At 33.6% G+C, this 23,884-nt stretch carries 26 protein-coding genes and 1 rRNA gene; 25 read left to right on the top strand and 2 right to left on the bottom strand.

Annotated elements, in window-relative coordinates; all coding sequences use genetic code 11:
• Positions 1 to 87 (top strand): 5S ribosomal RNA (gene rrf, locus LQ694_RS14910); the annotation flags it as partial.
• Between the two features lie 67 nt (positions 88 to 154).
• Here the strand turns inward: rrf and LQ694_RS14905 are convergent.
• Positions 155 to 520: a GNAT family N-acetyltransferase gene (locus LQ694_RS14905; protein ID WP_065381803.1), complete on the bottom strand. Its 366-nt coding sequence runs from the start codon at positions 518 to 520 to the stop codon at positions 155 to 157.
• Positions 521 to 627: 107 nt separating this feature from the next.
• On the opposite strand from LQ694_RS14905, the gene LQ694_RS14900 reads away from it, so the two are divergent.
• The 9 genes from LQ694_RS14900 to rsmI are packed head-to-tail and all read left to right on the top strand — an operon-like array spanning position 628 to position 6,963.
• The gene (locus LQ694_RS14900; RefSeq protein ID WP_058612173.1) at positions 628 to 1,977 is read left to right on the top strand and encodes an aminotransferase class I/II-fold pyridoxal phosphate-dependent enzyme; all 1,350 of its coding nucleotides are present in this window, start codon (positions 628 to 630) and stop codon (positions 1,975 to 1,977) included.
• Between the two features lies 1 nt (position 1,978).
• The gene (gene tmk / locus LQ694_RS14895) at positions 1,979 to 2,599 is read left to right on the top strand and encodes a dTMP kinase (protein ID WP_058612172.1); all 621 of its coding nucleotides are present in this window, start codon (positions 1,979 to 1,981) and stop codon (positions 2,597 to 2,599) included.
• Positions 2,600 to 2,632: 33 nt separating this feature from the next.
• A complete protein-coding gene (locus tag LQ694_RS14890) occupies positions 2,633 to 2,962 on the top strand; it encodes a cyclic-di-AMP receptor (protein WP_025905587.1) in 330 nt (109 codons plus the stop codon).
• Between the two features lie 52 nt (positions 2,963 to 3,014).
• Positions 3,015 to 3,941 (top strand): DNA polymerase III subunit delta', encoded by a 927-nt coding sequence (locus LQ694_RS14885; RefSeq protein WP_058612171.1) that lies wholly within the window; start codon positions 3,015 to 3,017, stop codon positions 3,939 to 3,941.
• Positions 3,942 to 3,945: 4 nt separating this feature from the next.
• On the top strand, positions 3,946 to 4,752 hold the full coding sequence (locus tag LQ694_RS14880) for a PSP1 domain-containing protein (protein ID WP_025905585.1): 807 nt from the start codon (positions 3,946 to 3,948) through the stop codon (positions 4,750 to 4,752).
• Positions 4,753 to 4,766: 14 nt separating this feature from the next.
• Positions 4,767 to 5,099 carry a DNA replication initiation control protein YabA gene (gene yabA / locus LQ694_RS14875; protein ID WP_025905584.1) on the top strand — a complete coding sequence of 111 codons (333 nt, stop codon included), beginning with the start codon at positions 4,767 to 4,769 and terminating at the stop codon, positions 5,097 to 5,099.
• A 50-nt stretch (positions 5,100 to 5,149) separates the two neighbouring features.
• A complete protein-coding gene (locus LQ694_RS14870; RefSeq protein WP_058612170.1) occupies positions 5,150 to 5,878 on the top strand; it encodes a tRNA1(Val) (adenine(37)-N6)-methyltransferase in 729 nt (242 codons plus the stop codon).
• Complete coding sequence (locus LQ694_RS14865; protein ID WP_239772164.1) at positions 5,871 to 6,119, top strand: GIY-YIG nuclease family protein; 249 nt, start codon at positions 5,871 to 5,873, stop codon at positions 6,117 to 6,119. The genes LQ694_RS14870 and LQ694_RS14865 overlap by 8 nt, the downstream gene beginning before the upstream one ends.
• Before the next feature lies 1 nt (position 6,120).
• On the top strand, positions 6,121 to 6,963 hold the full coding sequence (rsmI, locus tag LQ694_RS14860) for a 16S rRNA (cytidine(1402)-2'-O)-methyltransferase (RefSeq protein ID WP_196968744.1): 843 nt from the start codon (positions 6,121 to 6,123) through the stop codon (positions 6,961 to 6,963).
• Positions 6,964 to 7,027: 64 nt separating this feature from the next.
• Here the strand turns inward: rsmI and LQ694_RS14855 are convergent, their stop codons facing one another.
• Positions 7,028 to 7,303 (bottom strand): AbrB/MazE/SpoVT family DNA-binding domain-containing protein, encoded by a 276-nt coding sequence (locus LQ694_RS14855; RefSeq protein WP_025905580.1) that lies wholly within the window; start codon positions 7,301 to 7,303, stop codon positions 7,028 to 7,030.
• Positions 7,304 to 7,535: 232 nt separating this feature from the next.
• Between LQ694_RS14855 and metG the strand changes: the two genes are divergently transcribed.
• From metG to LQ694_RS14780, 15 genes are all read left to right on the top strand, one after another.
• Complete coding sequence (gene metG, locus LQ694_RS14850; RefSeq protein WP_196968745.1) at positions 7,536 to 9,536, top strand: methionine--tRNA ligase; 2,001 nt, start codon at positions 7,536 to 7,538, stop codon at positions 9,534 to 9,536.
• 21 nt (positions 9,537 to 9,557) lie between these two features.
• A complete protein-coding gene (locus LQ694_RS14845) occupies positions 9,558 to 10,322 on the top strand; it encodes a TatD family hydrolase (protein WP_025905578.1) in 765 nt (254 codons plus the stop codon).
• Between the two features lie 54 nt (positions 10,323 to 10,376).
• Positions 10,377 to 10,919 (top strand): ribonuclease M5, encoded by a 543-nt coding sequence (gene rnmV / locus LQ694_RS14840; protein ID WP_037590321.1) that lies wholly within the window; start codon positions 10,377 to 10,379, stop codon positions 10,917 to 10,919.
• Between the two features lie 4 nt (positions 10,920 to 10,923).
• The gene (gene rsmA, locus LQ694_RS14835) at positions 10,924 to 11,814 is read left to right on the top strand and encodes a 16S rRNA (adenine(1518)-N(6)/adenine(1519)-N(6))-dimethyltransferase RsmA (RefSeq protein ID WP_065381798.1); all 891 of its coding nucleotides are present in this window, start codon (positions 10,924 to 10,926) and stop codon (positions 11,812 to 11,814) included.
• Positions 11,815 to 11,913: 99 nt separating this feature from the next.
• The gene (gene veg / locus LQ694_RS14830; RefSeq protein WP_025905575.1) at positions 11,914 to 12,177 is read left to right on the top strand and encodes a biofilm formation stimulator Veg; all 264 of its coding nucleotides are present in this window, start codon (positions 11,914 to 11,916) and stop codon (positions 12,175 to 12,177) included.
• 148 nt (positions 12,178 to 12,325) lie between these two features.
• Entirely contained in the window at positions 12,326 to 13,174 is an 849-nt protein-coding gene (gene ispE, locus LQ694_RS14825; protein WP_196968746.1) for a 4-(cytidine 5'-diphospho)-2-C-methyl-D-erythritol kinase, read from the top strand.
• 69 nt (positions 13,175 to 13,243) lie between these two features.
• On the top strand, positions 13,244 to 14,068 hold the full coding sequence (purR, locus tag LQ694_RS14820; RefSeq protein WP_025905573.1) for a pur operon repressor: 825 nt from the start codon (positions 13,244 to 13,246) through the stop codon (positions 14,066 to 14,068).
• Between the two features lie 16 nt (positions 14,069 to 14,084).
• Positions 14,085 to 14,462: a RidA family protein gene (locus tag LQ694_RS14815; RefSeq protein ID WP_049320973.1), complete on the top strand. Its 378-nt coding sequence runs from the start codon at positions 14,085 to 14,087 to the stop codon at positions 14,460 to 14,462.
• Between the two features lie 56 nt (positions 14,463 to 14,518).
• Positions 14,519 to 14,851, top strand: a complete 333-nt coding sequence (spoVG, locus tag LQ694_RS14810; protein WP_049320975.1) for a septation regulator SpoVG — start codon at positions 14,519 to 14,521, stop codon at positions 14,849 to 14,851.
• Positions 14,852 to 15,043: 192 nt separating this feature from the next.
• The gene (gene glmU / locus LQ694_RS14805; protein WP_070369400.1) at positions 15,044 to 16,402 is read left to right on the top strand and encodes a bifunctional UDP-N-acetylglucosamine diphosphorylase/glucosamine-1-phosphate N-acetyltransferase GlmU; all 1,359 of its coding nucleotides are present in this window, start codon (positions 15,044 to 15,046) and stop codon (positions 16,400 to 16,402) included.
• A gap of 46 nt (positions 16,403 to 16,448) precedes the next feature.
• Complete coding sequence (locus tag LQ694_RS14800) at positions 16,449 to 17,411, top strand: ribose-phosphate diphosphokinase (protein ID WP_048541971.1); 963 nt, start codon at positions 16,449 to 16,451, stop codon at positions 17,409 to 17,411.
• Positions 17,412 to 17,541: 130 nt separating this feature from the next.
• Positions 17,542 to 18,186 (top strand): 50S ribosomal protein L25/general stress protein Ctc, encoded by a 645-nt coding sequence (locus LQ694_RS14795; RefSeq protein ID WP_048541952.1) that lies wholly within the window; start codon positions 17,542 to 17,544, stop codon positions 18,184 to 18,186.
• Between the two features lie 120 nt (positions 18,187 to 18,306).
• A complete protein-coding gene (pth, locus tag LQ694_RS14790; protein WP_048541954.1) occupies positions 18,307 to 18,879 on the top strand; it encodes an aminoacyl-tRNA hydrolase in 573 nt (190 codons plus the stop codon).
• Entirely contained in the window at positions 18,876 to 22,385 is a 3,510-nt protein-coding gene (gene mfd, locus LQ694_RS14785; protein ID WP_096792158.1) for a transcription-repair coupling factor, read from the top strand. The genes pth and mfd overlap by 4 nt, the downstream gene beginning before the upstream one ends.
• Positions 22,372 to 23,880: a polysaccharide biosynthesis protein gene (locus LQ694_RS14780; protein ID WP_058612161.1), complete on the top strand. Its 1,509-nt coding sequence runs from the start codon at positions 22,372 to 22,374 to the stop codon at positions 23,878 to 23,880. Before mfd ends, LQ694_RS14780 begins: the two co-directional genes overlap by 14 nt.
• Positions 23,881 to 23,884 lie beyond the last annotated feature (4 nt).

Here is a 23,884-nt window from a genome sequence, read left to right as displayed (position 1 = left end):
CTGTTCCCATGCCGAACACAGAAGTTAAGCTCTTTAGCGCCGATGGTAGTTGGGCTTACGTTCCGCGAGAGTAGGACGTTGCCGGGCAAATGTTTATAAATGGATGCGATGAGCCGCACTCGAGACCTGTTAGGTCTCTTTTTTTTGTCCTTTTTTAAGGTAGTCTATAACCAGTTCCAATATTTCTAAACTGTAATTTCTCGTAAAATGAATTGTTCTCTGATAATAATTCTATTCGAACAGAAGGGTATTGTGCTAATAAATAGTCAATAAGTGCTTTAGCATATCCTTTATTTCTATGAGTCTTTGAAACAACTAGTTCTGTAATATATAATGTGATAGTTTCATCTGTTAAGAACCTAGTATATCCAACAATCTCATTATTCACTTCTATTACAATAATCCGAGATGTAATAAGCAATTGTTGGATTTTTTCAATACTGAATGTTTTCCAACCTTCTTGCTGAGCAATCTCATAAATGGATTGTATATCTATGTCAATTGCATTTCTAATAAACATTTTATTCACTCCTTTTTTTAAGTATATCTTATTTTAATTATTACAGGAATGACGTTGGTCTTTATCATTGATATAATGATAAAGACTAAAAATTAAGAGGTAGCCTTATGAATATTAATGAAAAATTAAAATCTCTAAATAATCATGATGCCATTTCACTACATGTTCCAGGACATCATAATCATACAATTGGTTATTTAGATGAGGTAAATCTTGCTATGGACATGACTGAAATAACTGGGCTTGATGATTTACATCAACCAGAATCTTGTATAAAGATGAGTATGTCTGAATTGAATAGGTATCCTGGTTATTATGGGAAGTATCTCGTTAATGGTACAACGGTTGGTATACTATCAGCAATTTACGCAGTGGCACATTTAGAGGGGGAAGTATTAATTCCTAGAAATGCGCATAAATCAGTATTCAATGCTTTGAATTTAACGAAGCAAGATGCTAAGTTTATGCCTATGACAATATCAGTTAAGACAAACCAGTATAACGGTGTAGCTTCATTAAGGGATTTAGATTTGAATAATATTAAATTAGCTGTTTTTACATATCCAAATTACTATGGTGAAACATTTGATATTGAAGAAAGTATTAAAATTTTAAAAGAACATAAAATTCCTGTATTGGTAGATGAAGCACATGGTGCACATTTTGGTATTAGTTCAAACTTCCCTAAATCATCTATGACATATGGTGCTGATATAGTCGTGCAGTCTTACCACAAGACATTACCAGCCTTAACAATGGGTTCTGTTATATATATGAAAGAGGATTTAGAAATAAAAGCAGATATTCAACAGTACTTGAAGATGTTACAAACATCTAGCCCTTCATATCTTATTATGGCTAGTTTAGAAAGTGCAGAAAAATTTTATAAGCAGTTTGATGATCAAAAATTTAAGTTCAAGAGACAAACATTCATTGAAACGATGGAGAATGTTGGGTTTGAAGTGGGTAGTCTAGAGGACCCTCTTAAATTAATTGTTTCTTATAAGGGATTAAGTGGCTTTGAAATTCAAAAGTTATTTGAAGGTGTGCATATCTATGTAGAGTTATGTGATTATAAATTTGTGTTATTGGTCTTACCGTTATGGCATGAATCAGATAAGTTCCCATTTGAAGATATGATTGATCGTGTTAGAAATATTAAACTGAATGTTGAGCATCAACTCAAAGAGGAAGTACAATTTAAATTACCATATCAAACAGATAGTACAATGTATAAATACAGCGATATTGAAAAAACAAAAATGATGAACTTAAATACATCATATGGCTACATTGCTGCTGAAGATATTGTGCCTTATCCACCAGGTATACCTGTCATTTTAAAAGGAGAAAATATTCGTAAAGAAATAGTGTATTCTCTTTTACAATGGATTGATAGAGGTGGTAGAGTGGAAGGTATATTAAACAAGCAAATCAAGGTAAAGGATGAACAATAAAATGGGACGATTTATTACGTTTGAGGGTCCAGAAGGCTCTGGCAAAACGACGGTTATACATAGAGTTTATGAAAAGTTAAATCAAGATTATGATATTTTACTGACTAGAGAGCCAGGTGGTATCAAAATAAGTGAAGCGATTAGAAATTTGTTGTTAGATAGTGATGATGACATGGATGAGCGAACAGAAGCACTGCTCTTTGCTGCTGCTAGAAGACAACATTTAGTGGAGAAAATTTTACCTCAACTTAATAAAGGTGGAACGGTATTATGTGACCGATTTGTTGATAGTTCTTTAAGTTATCAAGGTTACGCACGTGAAATTGGGGTAGAAGAAGTTAAGGCAATTAATGAATTTGCGATTGATAACCTTTATCCTGATTTAACATTATATTTTGATGTACCTGCTGAAGTTGGTTTAAATCGAATTAAAGATAATCAACGTAATGCGAATCGTTTGGATAATGAAAAAATAGAATTTCATCACAAAGTTACAGAAGGTTACAAAAAATTAATTGCTGAGTATCCAGATAGAATTAAAGTAATTGATGCCACGCAACCATTAGAAAAGGTTGTAGAAGATGCATATTCTACGATAGTAAAATATCTGAAACAAGATTAAAATATGATATAATAAATAAAGAGGTGTTTAGATATGAAAATGGTAATAGCGATTGTCCAAGATCAAGATAGTCAAAACTTGTCAGAAGCACTTATAGAAAAGAATTTTAGAGCCACTAAACTTGCAACAACTGGTGGATTTCTAAGAGCTGGAAATACAACATTCTTATGCGGTGTCAAAGATGAACGTGTAGATGAATTATTACGTGTTATCGATGGAACTTGTGGTAATCGTGAACAACTTGTTTCACCTATCACACCAATGGGCGGTAGTGCGGATTCTTATATACCTTACCCTGTAGAAGTTGAAGTAGGTGGCGCAACTGTATTCGTTATGCCAATTGAACAATTCCATCAATTTTAAGAACTGATGAGCTGCCGTTTGAGCAGCTTTTTTATTGCAAGGAGCGTAAAATATGCAATTAACCAAAGAGATTGATCATTTATTAAGTGCACAACAATTATCTCATGCTTATTTATTTGAGGGAGATAATATGTTTGAAATGAAATCTACAGCTTTATATTTTGCTGAACAAATATTATGTGAATCAGAACAAAGTTGTGTGGTTAAAGTTCAAAATTTTAATCATCCTGATTTTGTATATATTCAATCAGATGAAACGACGATAAAGAAACAACAAATAGAAGAATTACTAAGAAAAATGAATCAAAAACCAATCGAAAGTCAATATAAAGTTTACATTATTGAAGCTTTTGATAAACTAACAGTACAGGGTGAAAATAGTATACTTAAATTTTTGGAAGAACCACCTCCAAATACAATTGCCCTGTTACTGACAACAAAGAAAGATCAAATATTGCCAACTATACATTCAAGATGCCAACTTGTTCATTTTAAACCTGCATCTAAAGAAAATTATATAGAAGAATTAAAACTGTCTGGTATTTCTTCTGCAATTGCGCATACATTGAGTTTTGTTACTTCTGATAAAGAAGAAGCACTTGCTCTTACAGAAGAACAATTTTTTGTACAGCTTAGAAAAACTGTAACGAAACTTGCTGAATTGATGGTAAAAGATACACAGATGGCAATGATATTTTTGATCGATTGCATAAAAGTTTCTAATACACGCCCGTTACAGCAATTATTATTAAATAGCTTGAATGCTTATTTTCAAGATTTATTACATGCCAAAATCCAAATAGATACGATAAAGGCATATCCAGATTTAGAAGTGGAAATTAAAGAGATCAGTCAATATTTATCTTTAAATGACATTTCGAATTATATACAAGTTATAACGGAAGCAAACCGTAAATTAGCTCAAAACGTTAATGCAACGTTAGTATTAGAACAAATGGTTATAAATGGGAAGAGGTGATTAAATGTATGAAATAATTGGTGTTCAATTCCAAAAAGCTGGTAAGAAAGAATATTTCTCACCAAATGGGGAACGTTTCAAAGAAAATGACTTAGTTGTCGTTGAATCTAAACGTGGTATTGAACTTGGTAAAGTAAAATTAACAAATCGCCATGTAGGTAAAGATGATGTTGTCTTACCATTGAAAGAAGTTATCCGTCATGCAACAGAAGCTGATATTCAAAAATATCAAGATAACTTAAAAGATGCAGACGATGCTTTAGCATTATGTAAAGAGTTGGTAGCGACTCACGAGCTTAATATGCGACTTGTTAATTGTGAATATACATTAGATAAAAGTAAAGTCATCTTTAATTTTACAGCTGATGATAGAATAGATTTCCGAACTTTAGTAAAATCTTTAGCATATGAATTAAAAACACGAATTGAGTTACGACAAATTGGTGTGAGAGACGAAGCGAAATTACTTGGCGGTATTGGTCCATGTGGTCGCTCATTATGTTGTTCAACATTTTTAGGTGATTTTGAACCTGTTTCAATTAAAATGGCTAAAGATCAAAACTTATCATTAAATCCAACTAAAATATCAGGTGCTTGTGGTCGTTTAATGTGTTGTTTAAAATACGAAAATGATTATTATGAAGAGGTTAGAAATGAATTGCCTGATATTGGTACAACTGTTGTGACGCCAGAGGGTGATGGCAAAGTTGTTGGATTAAATATTTTAGATATAACAATGCAAGTTAAAGTGAAAGGTTTCGAACAACTCTTTGATTATAAACTTGATGAATTACTTGAAGTCCATTCATAAGGGAGGATTATATTGTGAATAGGGACGAGTTGTTTGAAACGATTATGACATTAGAGAATGAACTTAAGCAAATTAATGAACATATGGAAAAGTTGAAAAACCAGGCAGTTGAATTAGTCGAAGACAATGTTGCCCTTCAAATGGAGAATGAAAGTTTGAAGCGTGTAATGGAAACAAGTGAAGACAATCAACAAAAAAAGCCAAACAAGAAATTAAAGCCACTTCAAAGTAAAGATAACTTAGCAATGTTATATCATGAAGGTTTTCATATTTGTCGAGGAGAATTGTTTGGTAAACACAGACAAGGACAAGATTGTTTATTTTGTTTAGAAGTATTGAATAGATAATAAGAAAATCAGGCATGTTATATGCCTGATTTTTTAAGTGAGGTGTTTAAATGCTGAATTCGGGAGAAAGACTCGACCAATTATTAAGAGAAGAATTTGAAATTATTCAAAATGATGATGTGTTTTCATTTTCAACAGATGCATTGTTATTAGGGGATTTTACAAAGGTACGAAATAAAGATAAAGTAATGGATTTATGTTCTGGTAATGGCATTATTCCTTTATTATTGGCTCACAAATCTCAAGCTAGTATTGAAGCGGTAGAAATTCAAGAGGCTTTAGTGGATATGGCTAAACGAACGATATCTCATAATCAATTAGAAGATCAAATATCTATCAATCAAATGGATTTAAAGAATGTATCAACCTCATATCCTCCTTCAACATTTGATGTTGTAACCGTAAACCCACCTTACTTTAAAGAAAATCAACAAATACAGCATCAAAAGGAAGCACATAAAATTGCGAGACATGAAATATATTGCACATTAGATGATGTTTTAAAAGCAAGTAAGCATTTGTTAAAGCAAGGTGGTAAACTTGCAATGGTCCATAGAGCGGAAAGACTGATGGATGTCTTAAGCGCATTTCGACAATATAAAATCGAACCTAAAAGATTAAGAATGGTATATAGTACACCTAATAAAAAAGAAGCGGTTACGATTTTAGTTGAAGGTAGAAGTGGTGGTCAAGCAGGATTGAAAGTTGAACAACCATTTTATATTTATGATGAAAATGGAGATTATTCAAAAGAAATGAAGGTTGTATATTATGGTTAACCATTATACATATATATTAGAGTGTAAGGATCAAACATTATATACTGGTTATACAACAGATTTAGACAGAAGGTTAAAAGTCCATAATGAAGGTAAAGGTGCTAAATATACTAAAGTGAGACGCCCTGTTAAACTTGTATATCATGAGACATTCGATAATAAATCCGAAGCTTTAAAACGAGAATATACTTTAAAACAGTTAAGTAGAAAACAAAAATTAGCGCTTATTAAGGAGGGGTAATATGTCTATATTATATTTAGTAGGAACCCCAATCGGAAATTTAGAAGATATCACTTATCGTGCGGTTAGAATGTTAACAGAAGTCGATTATATTTTTTGTGAAGATACACGTGTTACAGGTAAGCTTTGTCAGCATTATGAGATACAAACGCCTCTTAAGTCTTACCATGAACATAATAAAGATAAGTCATCTGAGCAAATATTGAGGTTATTAGAAGAAGGAAAAGATATTGCGCTCGTTTCTGATGCAGGCTGTCCTTGTATAAGTGACCCTGGTTATGAACTTGTGAATCAAGTTAGGGATACTGGTTATCGTGTTGAAACAATACCAGGACCTAATGCTGCTATTACAGCATTAATGACAAGTGGATTACCATCATATAAATTTGTATTTCTAGGATTTTTACCTAGACATGCGAAAGAAAAACATGATGTATTGGTAAAATGGATGACGAGAGAATCAACTTCTATGATTTATGAATCACCCTATAGAATTAAACAAACGGTACAAGCAATAGCTGAGATAGATCCTGAAAGAAAAGTAGCAATTGGAAGAGAACTTACTAAAAAATTCGAACAAGTGGAAACGAATCAAATAAAGGTCATTGAAGAAATGTTATCAAATGAGGTCATACCTCAAAAAGGTGAGTTCGTCATCTTGATTGAAGGTATCGATGAATCGACACAAGTGGATAATTGGTGGGAAGACTTAGATCTCGTTCAACATGTCGAAATTTATATAAATGAACATCAAATGAGATCAAAAGATGCTATCAAACAAGTAGCAACAGATAGAAAAATGAAAAAAAGAGATGTATACGAAGCGTATCATATTGACGAATAAACAAAAAAGGAAATTTAAAGTAATTGATGTACTTTAAATTTCCTTTTTTTATATGCAGCTTTTATTATTTTGATTTTTTCTCAATCTCATTAATTAGTTGCTGAGCGCCTTCTTTACTTAAGACAATTTTACCATCAGCTAAAACAAAATTGTCTTCAGAAACATCTCCAGTAACTTGACAAGTCATGTTAGGTGAGTATTTCTTTAAGATAATTTTATCGTCATCTGTATAAATTTCTAAAGCATCTTTCTCAGCAATGTCTAATATGCGTCGTAATTCGATTGGAATTACTACACGGCCTAGTTCATCTACTTTACGCACGATTCCAGTTGATTTCATCTTTTTACCTCCGTTTAATAAAACCATAATTATCTAATTCGACATTCATTCGACAATTATATAAATAGTATACTAATATGAATTCAAGAAAATGTCAATATAACAATATATTGCATACGTTTAATTTTTGAAATATAAAACAATTGTTATCTCTATACCATAATCAGGTAATATTGAAAAAATGCTTAATTTTCGGTATATTATATAGATAAGATATTAGGAGGAAACGCTGATGACGAAAGAGACTTTTTACATTACGACACCGATTTATTATCCGAGCGGGAATTTACACATAGGTCATGCGTATACTACGGTTGCTGGTGATGTAATTGCTAGATATAAACGGTTACAAGGCTATGATGTTCATTATTTAACTGGTACAGATGAACATGGTCAAAAAATACAAGAAAAAGCTAAAGAAGCGGGCTTATCTGAAATAGAATATTTAGATGGCATTATTAAAAGTATCCAATCTTTATGGAAGAAATTAGATATCTCTAATGATGATTTTATTCGAACTACTGAAGAAAGACATAAACAAGTTGTCGAAAAAGTCTTCGAAAAGTTATTAGCACAAGGTGACATATACTTAGGTGAGTATGAAGGTTGGTACTCAATACCAGATGAAACATATTATACTGAAACACAACTTATCGATCCAGTTTATGAAGATGGCAAAATCGTCGGTGGTAAGAGTCCTGATTCAGGTCATGAAGTAGAACTTGTGAAAGAAGAAAGTTATTTCTTTAAATTAGATAACTATGCTGATCGTTTACTCAAATTCTTCGATGAAAATCCGGAATTTATTTTACCTATTTCTCGTAAGAATGAAATGATCAATAACTTTATTAAACCAGGTCTAGAAGATTTAGCGATTTCTAGAACGACTTTTGATTGGGGTATTAAAGTACCTTCTAATCCTAAACACGTTGTGTATGTTTGGATTGACGCACTTGTGAACTATATTTCTGCGTTAGGTTATTTATCAGATGACGATACGCTATTTAAAAAATATTGGCCAGCAGATGTGCATTTAATGGCTAAAGAAATCGTTCGATTCCATTCAATTATTTGGCCAATCTTATTGATGGCTTTAGACTTACCTTTACCTAAACGTGAATTTGCTCACGGTTGGATCTTAATGAAAGACGGTAAAATGAGTAAATCTAAAGGTAATGTTGTAGATCCGAACGTCTTAATTGATAAATACGGCTTAGATGCAACAAGATACTATCTCATGAGAGAATTACCATTTGGCGCAGATGGTGTATTTACGCCTGAAGCGTTCGTTGAAAGAACAAATTACGATTTAGCTAATGACTTAGGTAACTTAGTGAATCGTACAATAGCAATGGTTAATAAATATTTTAATGGCGTACTTCCTAAATATAAAGGCAAATTACATCCATTAGATGAAGAAATGGAACAAATGGCTTTAGATACTAAAGATAAATTCTATTCATCAATGGAAAATATGCAATTCTCAGTTGCTTTAGCAGAAGTTTGGAAGTTGATTAGTCGTACAAACAAATATATTGATGAAACAACACCATGGGTATTAGCTAAAGATGAAAATGAACGTGAAATGCTAGAAAATGTCATGATTCACTTAGTTGAAAACATTAGATTTGCAGCAGTATTATTACGTCCATTCTTAACACATGCACCATATGAGATTTTCCGTCAATTAAACTTAGAAAAAGGTAAACTTGATACATTTGAAAGTATCGAACAATATGGTGCTATTGATCAAGATATTAAAGTGATCGAAAAGCCTGAGCCTATTTTCCCTAGATTAGATGTAGAACAAGAAGTGGCATTCATCAAAGATTCTATGCAAGGTGGAACGACTGCAGAATCATCTGAAGAAGAAGCTGAAACTGCTGAGGAAGAAGTAGCGCCCTCTAAACCAGAAATCACAATTGATCAATTTGATAAAGTAGAAATCAAAGCTGCTACTGTTACAGGTGCAGACTATGTTAAAAAATCAGATAAACTTTTGAAAATAAAAGTAGATTTAGGTAACGAAAAGAGACAAATTGTTTCAGGTATAGCTGAATTTTATAAACCTGAAGATATTGTTGGTAAAAAAGTAGCGGTCGTTACGAACTTAAAACCAGTCAAATTACGTGGTGAATTATCAGAGGGTATGATTTTATCAGCTGAGAAAGACGGCACACTTACTTTAGTAGGTTTACCAAATGCAATACAAAACGGATCTATCATTAAGTAAAGTACTGAAAGGAAGATTCGAATGTTAATAGATACACACGTCCATTTAAATGCGGATCAATACGATGAAGATTTACAAGAAGTAATCGATCGAGCTTTGGAAGAAGGTATCGATAGAATGTTCGTCGTTGGTTTCGACACGAACACGATTGAAAGAACGATGAAATTAATAGACCAGTATGATTTTATATATGGCATTATAGGTTGGCATCCTGTTGATGCAATTGATTGTACGGAAGAACGTCTACAATGGATTGAAGAATTATCTAAACATCCAAAAATCATCGGTATAGGTGAGATGGGGTTAGATTATCACTGGGACAAGTCACCTAAAGATATCCAAAAAGAAGTGTTTAGAAAGCAAATCGCATTAGCTAAACGTGTTCAACTACCGATCATTATTCATAATAGAGAGGCAACTCAAGATTGCGTTGATATCTTAAAAGAAGAAAATGCAAGTGAAGTTGGCGGGATTATGCATAGTTTCAGTGGCTCAAACGAAATAGCTGATGAAATACTCAAAATGAATTTCTATATTTCATTGGGTGGACCTGTCACGTTCAAAAATGCGAAACAACCAAAAGAAGTAGCTCAACATGTACCTTTAGATAGGTTACTCGTTGAAACAGATGCACCATACTTATCACCTCACCCTTATAGAGGGAAAAGAAACGAACCTGCACGTGTAAAACTTGTTGCAGAACAAATTGCTGAATTGCGTGGAATTTCATACGAGGAAGTATGTAAAGCTACTACAGAAAATGCTGAAAGATTATTTAAATTATAAAATATGATGCCCCAAAACGGTTGTTTTGGGGCATCTTTAAAGAAGGAAATGAATATGAAGATAAATGAATTTGTTGTTGTTGAGGGACGCGATGATACAGTTAATGTTAAAAGAGCAGTAGATTGCGATACGATAGAAACAAATGGCTCAGCAATATCAAAAGAAACTCTAGAAGTTATAAGACAAGCGCATGAAAAACGTGGTGTCATTGTATTAACTGACCCAGATTTCCCAGGTGATAAAATTAGAAATACAATCAAGCAGTATATCCCTAGTGTGAAACATGCATTTATACCAAGAGATAAAGCTAAAAATAAAAGAGGAAAAATAGGCGTAGAGCATGCCTCAATTGAAACAATTAAAGATGCACTTACAAATGTGAGTTCTCCATTAGAAGCGGACATTGAAACAATTGATAAAGCAGTCTTAATTGACCTTGGTTTAATTATAGGACCAGACGCTAGAAGAAAACGCGAAATACTATGCAGTAAATTAAATATAGGCCATTCAAATGGCAAACAATTACTAAACAAATTAAATGCCTTCGGTTATACTGAGAAAGATGTAAAAGAAGCACTGGGATATAAAGAGGAGTGACACGATGAACGATAAAGATATAGCAACACCTAAGCGTACAAAAGCGTTATTAGATCAATATGGATTTAAATTCAAAAAGAGTTTAGGTCAGAACTTTTTAATCGATACAAATATTATTCAAAAAATTATTTCTGCTAGTGATATAGATGAGAATACAGGTGTTATTGAAGTTGGACCAGGAATGGGGTCACTAACTGAACAATTAGCGAGAGCATCAAAGAAAGTATTGGCTTTTGAAATTGATCAAAGGTTAATACCTGTATTAGAAGAAACGTTAAGTCCATATGACAATGTAACAGTTGTAAATGAAGATATATTGAAAGCCAACGTCAAAAAAGAAATTGAAACGCACTTAAAAGACTGTGATAAAATTATGTTGGTTGCCAATTTACCTTATTACATTACGACACCTATATTGATGAATTTACTAGAAAATGATTTGCCAATAGATGGCTATGTTGTCATGATGCAAAAAGAAGTAGGAGAACGCTTAAACGCTGAAGTAGGTAGTAAGAGTTATGGTTCGTTATCAATAGCTTGTCAGTATTACACTGAAACTGAACGTGTTTTAATCGTCCCGAAGACTGTCTTTATGCCACCACCAAATGTTGATTCTATTGTTATTAAATTAACGAAACGCATTGAACCGATCGTCCAAGTAGATGATGAGAAACTACTATTCAAGCTTTCAAAAGGTGCTTTTGGACAAAGGCGAAAAACAATTTTGAACAATTATATTAATACAATTAAAGAGGGTAAACTGCATAAAGATGAAATCGTCGAATGGCTAAATGCTTCAAACATAGACCCTAAGCGACGTGGTGAAACGCTAACAATACAAGAATATGCACATCTTTGTAACAATTTGAAAAAATACCCGAATTTATCTGTGTAAATATATTGACATTACTTTATCAACTTGATAAAATTTAAATTTTATTTGACAAAAATCCGCTTTCGTAGTATAATTTTATCTATAGCGAGGTGGGTCAATATGCCGAAGACTTTAGTAGACATCAAAAAAATATTGGAATGTCAATTAGGAAATCGTATTGTACTTAAAGCTAATGGAGGACGTAAGAAGTTAATTGAGCGAAGTGGCGTGCTTAAGGAAACGTATCCATCAGTTTTCGTGGTCGAATTAGATCAAGAGAAACATAATTTTGAGCGTGTATCTTATACATACACTGATGTATTAACTGAGAATGTCCAAGTAACTTTTATGAATGAACATAAAGAAGAATTCATCGTTCAATAATTAAAAGTATTTAATAAAAAACTCTACGCGATATGACTGTGATATGGCGTAGGGTTTTTTATTATGCCAAAAAATAGAATAAAGCTAATACTTTCTAACTTTTATTTATGGTAAAATCATAATAATAAGTTTTAGAGAGGGCAAGTATATGATTTATGAAACTGCACCAGCAAAAATTAATTTAACATTAGAAACGTTATATAAACGTGAAGATGGGTATCATGAAGTGGAAATGATTATGACGACCATCGACTTAAATGACCGATTAACATTTGAGTGTAGAGACGATGGTGAAATCATTATTGATGTAGAACATAATTTTGTACCAAGTGATCATAGAAATTTAGCATATAAAGCAGCAAAATTGATGCAAGATAGATACAATATTAAAAAAGGTGTGAAGATTTCATTAGAAAAAAGCATTCCGATTTCAGCAGGTTTAGCTGGTGGATCAAGTGATGCAGCCGCTACTTTTAGAGGTTTGAATGAATTATGGGGAATTAATGAATCTTTAGAAACATTAAGTGAGCTAGCTTCAGAAATTGGATCTGATATTTCGTTTTGTATTTATGGAAAAACAGCTTTATGCCAAGGTAGAGGTGAGAAAATTACGCACTTACCTAAACCACCTTCAGCATGGGTCGTTATCGCGAAACCAGATATAGGTGTTTCAACGCCTGAAATATACGGTGCGTTAGATTTAGAAAACAAGGATGAAGTACAAACACAAGCATGTCTTAAGGCAATTGAAAATAACGATTATGCCTTAATGTGTCAGTCGCTCGGTAATAGCCTCGAAAAAGTCACGATGCAACTATATCCAGAGGTTGAGAAATTGAAGAATACTATGAGTAATACTGGTGTAGATGCTGCTTTGATGAGTGGCAGTGGCCCGACTATATATGGCTTTGTTCAAAAAGAAAGACAAGCTAAGCAAGTATATAATGCTTTGATGGGATGTTGTAACGATGTATACATCGCGAGACTGCTCGGATAGCTTTGAGGAATGCGAACGATTATAGTATAATTAAGCTTAAAATACGGAATAGAGATTGGAGTTTTATAAATGAGGTTTAAACGAAGTGAAAGAATCGTTTATATGACACAATATTTATTGAAACATCCGAACGAGTTAGTGCCGTTGACTTATTTTGTGAATCATTTTGGTCAGGCAAAGTCGTCTATTAGTGAAGACATACAAATTATTAAAGAAACGTTTACTGCTGAGAGACTTGGTATTATAGAAACGACTGCCGGTGCAAGTGGTGGCGTAACTTACCGCCCTAAAATGTACGTCGAAGAAGCACGTGAATTGATTGAAAAATTGTGTGAATTACTAAAAGAAAAAGAAAGACTGTTGCCAGGTGGCTATTTATTTATGTCAGATTTAGTAGGGAATCCTAAACTATTAAATCAAGTAGGGGAATTAATCGCTACAATGTACATGGATGAAGAACTTGATGCGGTAGTTACAATAGCAACAAAGGGTATTTCTTTAGCAAATGCCGTGGCGAAAGTACTTAATTTGCCAGTTGTGGTTATAAGAAAAGACAATAAAGTAACAGAAGGATCTACGGTATCGATTAACTATGTGTCTGGATCTTCTAGGAAGATTGAGACAATGGTTTTATCAAAAAGAACATTGCCTGAATATTCGAATGTATTGATTGTTGATGACTTTATGAGAGCAGGCGGATCTATTAATGGTGTAATCAATTTGATGAATGAGTTTAAAGCTACAGTAAAAGGGGTATCAGTACTTGTAGAATCAAAAGAAGTTAAACATCGATTGATTGAAGATTATACATCTTTAGTTAGGTTATCTGACGTAGACGAGTACAATCAACAATTTTCAGTAGAAGAAGGCAACTGTTTAAAAAGATTTAATTAAAAGGAGAGTAATCAACATGAAAAGTATTAACGCAACAAACGCTCCAGAAGCTTTAGGACCATATTGCCATGCAGTAGTAGTAGATAATTTAGTATTTACTTCTGGTCAAATACCATTAAATCAACAAGGTGAAGTCGTTTCTGAAGATGTCAAAGAACAAACTAAGCAAGTACTAGAAAATTTAAAAGTCGTACTTCAAGAAAGTGGCGCATCTTTAGATAGTGTCGTTAAATCTTTAATTTTCATAAAAGATATGAACGATTTCCAAGACATCAATGCCGTATACGGCGAATATTTTAATGAACATTTGCCTGCTAGAAGTTGTGTGGAAGTTGCACGTTTACCGAAAGATGTAAAAGTTGAAATCGAAATGATTGCAAAAATAAATAACTAACTTCAATTAATATGATGCTGCTACTTTAAATAGACAAAACAGGGGGCACACAAATCATGAAGGTAACAGATGTGAGATTAAGAAAAATTCAAACGGATGGAAGAATGAAAGCATTAGTTTCTATAACATTAGATGACGCTTTTGTTATTCACGACTTAAGAGTAATCGAGGGAAATTCAGGACTGTTTGTGGCTATGCCTAGTAAGCGTACGCCAGATGGGGAATTTAGAGATATTGCGCATCCCATTAATTCTGAAATGAGACAGGAAATTCAAGAAGCGGTTATGAAAGTATATGATGAAACAGATGAAGTCATTATTCCAAAATCAGCTCAAGAAGCCTCAAATTCAGAGGATAGCAATGAAGCATCAGACAGTGAAGAAGAATAACGATATTTAAAGTACTCAGCTCACGTATATTAATAAACAGTAGTTAAAATCTTGTGATTTTGGCTGCTGTTTTTTTATGCATCATGATAATGGATGTATTAATAAGGAAACGTTTACTTGAAGTCTTTCTTGATACTATGCGGTCAATTAAATTATAATAGACTAAAGTGTGTATAAATGGAGGTATTTGCAATGCAAAAATATGCAGTTGTATTAGCTGCTGGTAAAGGTACAAGAATGAAATCTAAACTTTATAAAGTACTACATACAGTAGCTGGAGAAGCAATGGTTCAACATGTTATAGATAGCGTGAAAAATGCAGGTGTTGATAAAGTCGTAACAGTTGTTGGGCATGGTGCTGAAAAAGTCAAAGAAACAATCGGTCATGCATCTCAGTTTGTACATCAAGAAGAACAATTAGGAACAGCACATGCAGTAAAGACTGCTAAAGATATATTAGGTACTGAAAAAGGCACAACAATTGTTGTATGTGGAGACACACCGTTAATCAGTGACGAAACGATTAAAAACTTATTAGATTTTCATGAGTCCGAAAGTGCAGTAGCAACTGTGTTGTCTGCAAAAGTTGATAACCCGTTTGGTTACGGTAGAATCATTCGCGATGAAAATTGTTTGGTTTCTGGAATTGTCGAACAAAAAGATGCTTCTTCTGCCGAAGCTGAAGTTAATGAAATAAGTTCTGGTATATTTGCTTTTGATAATGAAAAGTTATTTGAAACACTCGAAAAAGTAAACAATGATAACGCACAAGGTGAATATTATCTACCGGATGTGATTCGCATCCTAAAAGAAGAAAATGAAAAAGTTTCTGCTTTTATTACGAACGATGTTGACGGCATTATGGGTGTGAATGATAGAGTTCAACTTGCGAAAGCAGAACAGAAAATGAAAGAACGTATTAATCATCAACATATGCTAAATGGCGTAACAATTATTGATCCAGCTACAACTTATATCGGGAAACAAGTCGTAATTGGTGAAGATACAGTTGTAGAACCAGGCGTAAGACTTTCTGGCACAACAATTATAGGAAAAAATGTTACGATAGGAATGAATTCTGACATCAAAAATAGTACAATTAAAGATGATGCTACAATTAAACAATCTGTTATTACAGATTCAGTTGTAGGCGAAAACGCTACAGTAGGACCATTTGCACAATTAAGACCAGGTTCTGAACTAGGCAAAGATACGAAAATTGGTAACTTTGTTGAAACTAAAAAGGCTGTCTTGAAAGATGGTGCTAAAGTTTCACACTTAAGTTATATCGGAGATGCAGAAGTAGGTGCAAGAACAAATATTGGTTGTGGTTCTATCACTGTAAATTATGATGGCGTGAATAAATTCCGTACGGTTATAGGAGATGATGCCTTTATTGGATGTAATTCAAATCTAGTTGCACCAGTAGAAATTGGAGATGGATCATTCATAGCAGCAGGGTCAACAATTACAGATGATGTACCAAATGAAAGCTTGGCGCTAGGTCGCGCTAGACAAACGACTAAAGAAGGATATTATAAAACGAAATAAAAGGAGCCGTCAAAACATGAGTCAAAATGATATCGGAGGAACAGAAATGTTGAACACTGAATATAAGAACTCTTCATTAAAAATATTTTCGCTTGAAGGTAACCAACCATTAGCACAAGAAGTTGCCAATTTAGTAGGGATTCCATTAGGTAAATCTACAGTTAAGAGATTTGCTGATGGTGAAGTTCAAATTAATATTGAAGAAAGTATCCGTGGTTGTGATGTGTTTATTATTCAACCAACATCAAACCCAGTGAATGAACACTTGATGGAATTATTAATTATGATTGATGCTTGTAAACGTGCATCAGCAGCAAATATTAATATTGTAATGCCTTATTATGGTTATGCAAGACAAGACCGTAAAGCTAGAAGCCGTGAACCAATCACTGCTAAACTTGTGGCAAATATTATTGAAAAAGCTGGCGCAAGCAGAATGATAGCACTTGATCTACATGCACCTCAAATTCAAGGGTTCTTTGACATACCGATTGATCATTTAATGGGCGTACCAATTTTATCAAATTACTTCTTAGAAAAAGGTTTAGATCCTGAATCAACAGTAGTTGTTTCACCTGACCATGGTGGCGTAACAAGAGCGCGTAAAATGGCTGACCGTCTAAAAACACCTATCGCTATTATTGATAAACGTCGTCCGAAACCGAACGTAGCAGAAGTTATGAATATTGTTGGAGATATTAATGGTAAGACTGCCATCATTATCGACGATATTATTGATACAGCTGGAACAATTACATTAGCAGCAGATGCACTTGTTAAAAAAGGTGCAAAAGAAGTTTATGCTTGTTGTACACACCCTGTATTATCAGGACCAGCAAAAGAACGTATCGAAAATTCTCAAATTAAAGAATTAGTTGTTACAAACTCTATTCAATTACCAGAAGATAGAAAACCTGCAAACGTTAAAGAATTGTCTGTAGCAGAATTATTAGCACAAGCAATTGTTAGAGTATATGAACAAGAATCTGTTAGTGTGCTATTTGATTAATTTATAATATTCGTGTATAATAATAAACGGTTCATTTTTATGGACTAAATAACCACTTACAAGCAGCAATTATTGTTGATGGGTAAGTGTAGGAGCGCGTATCGCGCATAAATGAAAGGTGGAAAAGATAATGACTTCATTAAAGTCAGTTATCCGTCAAGGTAAACAAACTCGTTCTAGTTTACGTAAATTAAGAGCTTCAGGTGTTATTCCAGCGGTCGTATACGGTTACGGTGCTAAAAATACATCTGTTAAAGTTGATGAAGTTGAATTCATCAAAACAATTCGTGAAGTTGGACGTAACGGCGTTATCGAATTAGGTGTTGGTTCAAAAACAATCAAAGTTATGGTTTCAGATTATCAATACGATTCTCTTAAAAATCAAATCACTCACGTTGACTTCTTAGCTATCAACATGAAAGAAGAATTAACTGTAGACGTACCTGTAGTATTAGTAGGTGAATCAGTTGGTGCTTCTGAAGGTGGCGTAGTTCAACAACCATTATTCGACTTACAAGTTACAACTACTCCAGATGCAATTCCTGAAAATATCGAAGTTGATATTACAGAATTAGCTATTGGTGATAGCTACTTAGTAGGCGACTTAGATGCAACTGGTAAATACACTATCGAAAACGATAAAGAAGAAGCAGTTGTAACAGTAGTTCCTCCAACAGAAGAACCTGCTGAAGATGCTGAAGAAACTGCAGCTGAAGAAGCTGATGCAGTAGCAGAAGAAGAAGCTGAAAAAGAAGAATCAGAAGAAGAAAAATAATATTTTTTAAATCTTCAACCCAACACATTTGTGTTGGGTTTTTTTATTTAAGTATAGATAGATGAAATAAATCACAAAAATGCTATAATATATACTTAGAATTAATATGGAGGTTACAACATGAAATGTATTGTTGGACTTGGAAATATCGGAAAGAAATATGACTTAACACGTCATAATATTGGCTTTGAAGTAGTTGATAAATTACTTGATCGTCATCAATTAGATTTAGATAAGCAAAAATTTAAAGGCGCATATACAATAGGGCTTATAAATGGTGAAAAAGTAATGCTCATTGAGCCTATGACTTTCATGAATTTATCAGGTGAAGCTGTAAGACCACTAATGGATTATTATAATATAGATATAGAGGATCTAGTTGTACTCTATGATGACATGGACCAGTCTCAAGGTCATTTGAGACTACGTCAGAAAGGAAGTGCTGGTGGTCATAATGGTATGAAGTCTTTAATTCAACATTTAGGGACAGATCGTTTTAACCGTATAAGAATCGGAATTGATCGTCCTACAAATGGCATGAGTGTACCGAGTTATGTGCTTCAAAAGTTCTCTGATGATGAAATGATTACAATGGAAAAAGTGATCGATCGCGCAGCAGATGCTTGTGAAGCTTTAATTAAAGGCGAAACTTTTCAGAATGTGATGAACCAGTATAATGGTGAAGTTATATGAAACATGTTATCCATGAAATCATACAAGCAGATGAACGATTTCAAGAATTAACACAAATATTTGGAGAAAAGAACATACTCATAACAGGACTTAATCAGTCGAGTAAAGCGTTACTCATATTAGAACAATACCTTAAAAACGATAAACAACTCGTTATCGTCACAAATAACTTGTATCAGGCGGATAAATTAGAAGCAGATATTCTTCAATTATTACCAGCTGAAGAAGTATTTAAGTTTCCTGTACAAGATATTATGATAGAAGCGTTCTCGACGCAAAGTCCCGATTTAATGAGTGAACGTATCAGAACATTAACCCAACTTGCTCAAGGGAAGAAGGGCTTATTTATCGTGCCGATAAACGGCTTGAAAAAACAATTAACACCGAAGCATATTTGGAATGAACATTATAAATCGATTCAAATTGGTGATGATATTGATTTAGATGAATGGGCTAATCAATTGGTTGATATGGGCTATAAGAGGCAATCGTTAGTATCAGCAGTTGGTGAGTTCTCAATTCGTGGTGGGTTGATTGATATCTATCCGGTAACTGGAGATCCAGTCCGAATTGAATTGTTTGATACTGAAGTAGACGGAATGAGATTATTTGATGTTGAAACACAACGCTCTTTAGGTAATGTCGAACAAGTTGAAATTACAACGGCTAGTGATTATATTTTTACAAGTGAACAAATTAGCCAACTCCCAGAACGTATGGAAGATGCTTATGAAAAGACAAGACAACAATTAGCTACTGAAATGCGTCCCGACTTAAAAGATACGTATCAAACGATATTGATGCAAAGTGATGAATTGAAAGATCATCAAATTTTAAGACGTGTGATTTCGTTTATGTATGATGAAATCACAACTTTAACAGATTATTTTGCGGATGATGCACTTGTTGTTGTAGACGAATATAATCGAATTAAAGAAACTGAACATTCATTAGACGTTGAAATCGAAGAATTTACGCAATCGCTTATAGAATCAGGACAAGGATTTATTGGTCAACGCTTTATTTCTGAACATGCTTTTACAGAACTGTTGCATCAACATAAAATTGCCTATTTCACTTTATTTACTGCAAGTATGCCAGTTGAAATTGAAGAGATGGTGAAATTCTCATGTAAACCTGTTCAAAGGTTCTATGGACAATACGACATTATGCAATCCGAGTTTGATCGTTTTATGAAGCAAGGATTCACGGTCGTGTTATTAGCAGAATCTGAAACGAGAAAGTCCCGTATTCAAAGTATGTTAAACGACATGAAAATTCCAACAGTTATAGATAGAGTAGAACAAGTCGGTGATCGAGGACAAGCTGTCGTAACAGATGGCGCGCTTTCAGAAGGATTTGAATTACCTTATATGAAACTTGTCGTCGTGACAGAAAAAGAACTTTTCAAAGCACGTGAAAGAAAACAATCTAAAAGAAGACAAAAGTTATCTAACGCTGAAAAAATAAAATCTTACCAAGAATTGAATGTAGGAGATTATGTTGTACACGTACATCATGGTGTTGGTAAATATTTAGGTGTTGAAACATTAGAAGTATCCGGTATTCATAAAGATTATATTAAGATTCAATATAAAGGTACCGATCAATTATTTGTACCTGTTGATCAAATGAATGATGTACAAAAGTTTGTTGGTTCCGATGATAAAGAGCCAAAGGTGAATAAACTTGGCGGTACAGAATGGAAAAAAACGAAAGCTAAAGTTCAAAAAAATGTGGAAGACATTGCGGATGAACTGTTGAAACTTTATCAAGAGAGAGAACAAGTTGAAGGCTATCAATACGGTCCGGATACTGAAGAACAAATGACATTTGAAATGGACTTTCCATATGAACCTACGCCTGACCAAGTCACTTCTTTAGAAGAAATTAAAGCAGATATGGAAAAAAGAAGACCGATGGATAGACTGCTTTGTGGTGATGTTGGATATGGTAAGACTGAGGTAGCAATAAGAGCTGCATTTAAAGCAGTCTTGGAAGGTAAACAAGTAGCTGTGCTCGTACCAACAACGATTCTTGCCCAACAGCATTTTGAAACATTCAGAGAACGTATGCAAGAATATCCTGTAGAAATTCAAATGATGAGCAGATTTAGAACGCCTAAACAAGTTAAAGAGACGAAAGCTGGTATCAAATCTGGATTTGTAGATATTGTTGTAGGCACACATAAATTACTGAGTAAAGATGTTGAATATAAAGATTTAGGATTATTAATCGTCGATGAAGAGCAAAGATTTGGTGTGAAACATAAAGAAAGAATTAAAGCATTAAAGACAAATGTAGACGTTCTTACTTTAACAGCTACACCAATTCCGAGAACACTTCATATGAGTTTATTAGGTGTTAGAGATTTATCTGTTATTGAAACACCACCTGAAAACAGATTCCCTGTTCAAACGTATGTATTAGAACAGAATATGAGTTTCGTTAAAGAAGCGCTAGAACGTGAACTTTCACGTGGTGGACAAGCATTCTACTTATATAACCGTGTGCAGTCTATATATCAAAAGAGTGAACAGTTATCTATGCTTATGCCTAATGCGAGAATTGGCGTTGCTCATGGACAGATGACAGAACGAGAACTAGAAGAAACGATGTTGAATTTTGTCGATGGAGAATACGATATTTTAGTGACAACGACGATTATTGAAACGGGTGTCGATGTTCCAAATGCTAATACATTGATTATTGAAGATGCTAATAGATTTGGATTGAGTCAATTGTATCAGTTGCGTGGACGAGTAGGCCGTTCTAGTCGAATTGGTTATGCATATTTCTTACATGAACAAAATAAAGTCCTGACTGAAGTTGCGGAGCAAAGACTACAAGCTATCAAAGAATTTACAGAACTAGGTTCAGGATTTAAAATTGCCATGCGTGATTTGAATATTCGTGGAGCTGGAAATCTATTAGGTAGTCAACAACATGGCTTCATAGATTCTGTAGGTTATGACTTATATTCTCAAATGTTAGAAGAAGCGGTTAATGTGAAGAGAGGTATTGAACCAGAATCAGAAGTGCCACAACTAGAAGTAGATATTAAGATAGATGCCTATATTCCTGCAGAATATATTAAGAATGAACAAGCCAAAATAGAAATGTACAAAAAATTGAGATCGATTACGACTCAATCTCAATTGGAAGATATTCAAGATGAATTGATCGATCGTTTTGGTGAATACCCTGTTGAAGTACAACGTTTATTAGATGTTGTGGAAGTAAGATTGAATGGTATTCATTTCGGTATTACAGAAATTAAAGAAGTCGCTAAAGTGATACAATTGACAGCTTCGGAATATACGACAAATCATTTAAAAGGTGATGTGTTGTTTAAAGTTACTGAACCACTCGGTAGAAAACTAAAAATAGCCGTTTCGAACAATCAAATGGTGTTTAAATTACAAAAATCAAAACAATGGTTAGACGATTTGAAATTCTTAACTAATGTGATCACTGAAAGTTTGGTAGACGATGACACAATCTAAACCAATTTTTAATAGTGTATTGTTGTTAACAGGTACGATGGTCATTGTTAAAATTTTAAGCGCAATTTATAGAGTACCTTACCAAAATGTTTTAGGTGATGAAGGGTTATATGCATACCAACAAGTATATCCGCTTGTTGCGATTGTGAGTGTTGTAAGTTTAAACGCGCTTCCTAGTGTGATGAGTAGCTGGATGATTCAACGTAAACAATCAGAAATAGTAGGCATGTTCTGGTTCTTACAAATGACTTGTTTATTGATAAGTGTTGCGATATTTTTAAGTGCACAATTGATAAGTGGACTGATGGGTGATACGAATTTAACGCCTATGATTCGTATGGCGAGTTTAGCGCTAATACCACTCGTATTTATCTCAATGGTACGAGGGTATTATCAAATGAAACATCAGATGAACTTTATTGCCGTTTCACAGGTTATTGATCAAGTCGTTAGAGTCGGTGTGATTTTAACTGCGATTTTGCTGTTTGTTGGCTTAAATATTTCGATTTATCAAGCTGGCACAATCGCAATTAGTGGATCTGTATTGGGATTAAGTTGTATTGCAATTTACTTCTGGTTTAAAAGAAAGCCTAGATTGAGATTTTCCTGGGAAATAAAGCTGAAAGACACTAAAAATATCGTGACGATGACAATTTTGTATGCCATTTCTTATTTGATATTGATCTTATGGCAAATTGTAGATTCATTTACGCTTATACATTTGTTGCAAGAAAATGGATATAGCTTTCATGAGAGTATAAAAGTAAAGGGTGTGTTTGATAGAGGTGCTTCGTTGATTCAAATGGGGCTTATCATCACAACGACATTTAGTTTTGTACTTATTCCATTGTTAACAGAACAACTGCAAAAGAAAAATCATCAACTTGTAAATGAATATGCTAATACATCGTTGAAGATAACAGTGTTATTTAGTATGGCTGCCGCATTTGGATTAATGAACTTACTGCCATTATTAAATACTGTATTCTTTAAGACGAATGAATTGATCGGCACACTGAGCGTCTTTATGCTCACAGTTGTATTTGTGACATTTATCATCATGTATACAGCATTATTGCAAGTGAAATTAAACAGAAATATATTATTTATTGCACTCATTATAGGTATGGTAACGAAATTAATCGGGAATTACTGGTTTGTACTGCAGTTTGGTATATTTGGTGCAAGTTTGTCGACCGTCTTGTCGCTCGCTATATATACATTGATTTTGCATGTACGTGTGATGAAACTTTATCAATTTCAACGTATGGGTTTATTTATGATTAAAGTAATCACTTTACTTGCAATCATGTCTGTATTTGTACAAGTTGTATTGCTCATTCCAACGCACACAAGAATGACCAGTTTATTAATTATGTTAATGGCAGGTATTGTTGGCGTAATGGTTGTCATAATAGGTATAATAAAAATGAAAATATTAATAAAAGATGAATGGAAACATTTGCCTTTAATGGATAAAATAATAAAGGAGTAATTAA

The organism is Mammaliicoccus sp. P-M58 (assembly GCF_022386165.1).
Lineage (GTDB): Bacteria > Bacillota > Bacilli > Staphylococcales > Staphylococcaceae > Mammaliicoccus > Mammaliicoccus sciuri.
Note: the sequence above shows the minus strand (reverse complement) of the source record. Positions and strands in the feature narration are given on the sequence as shown.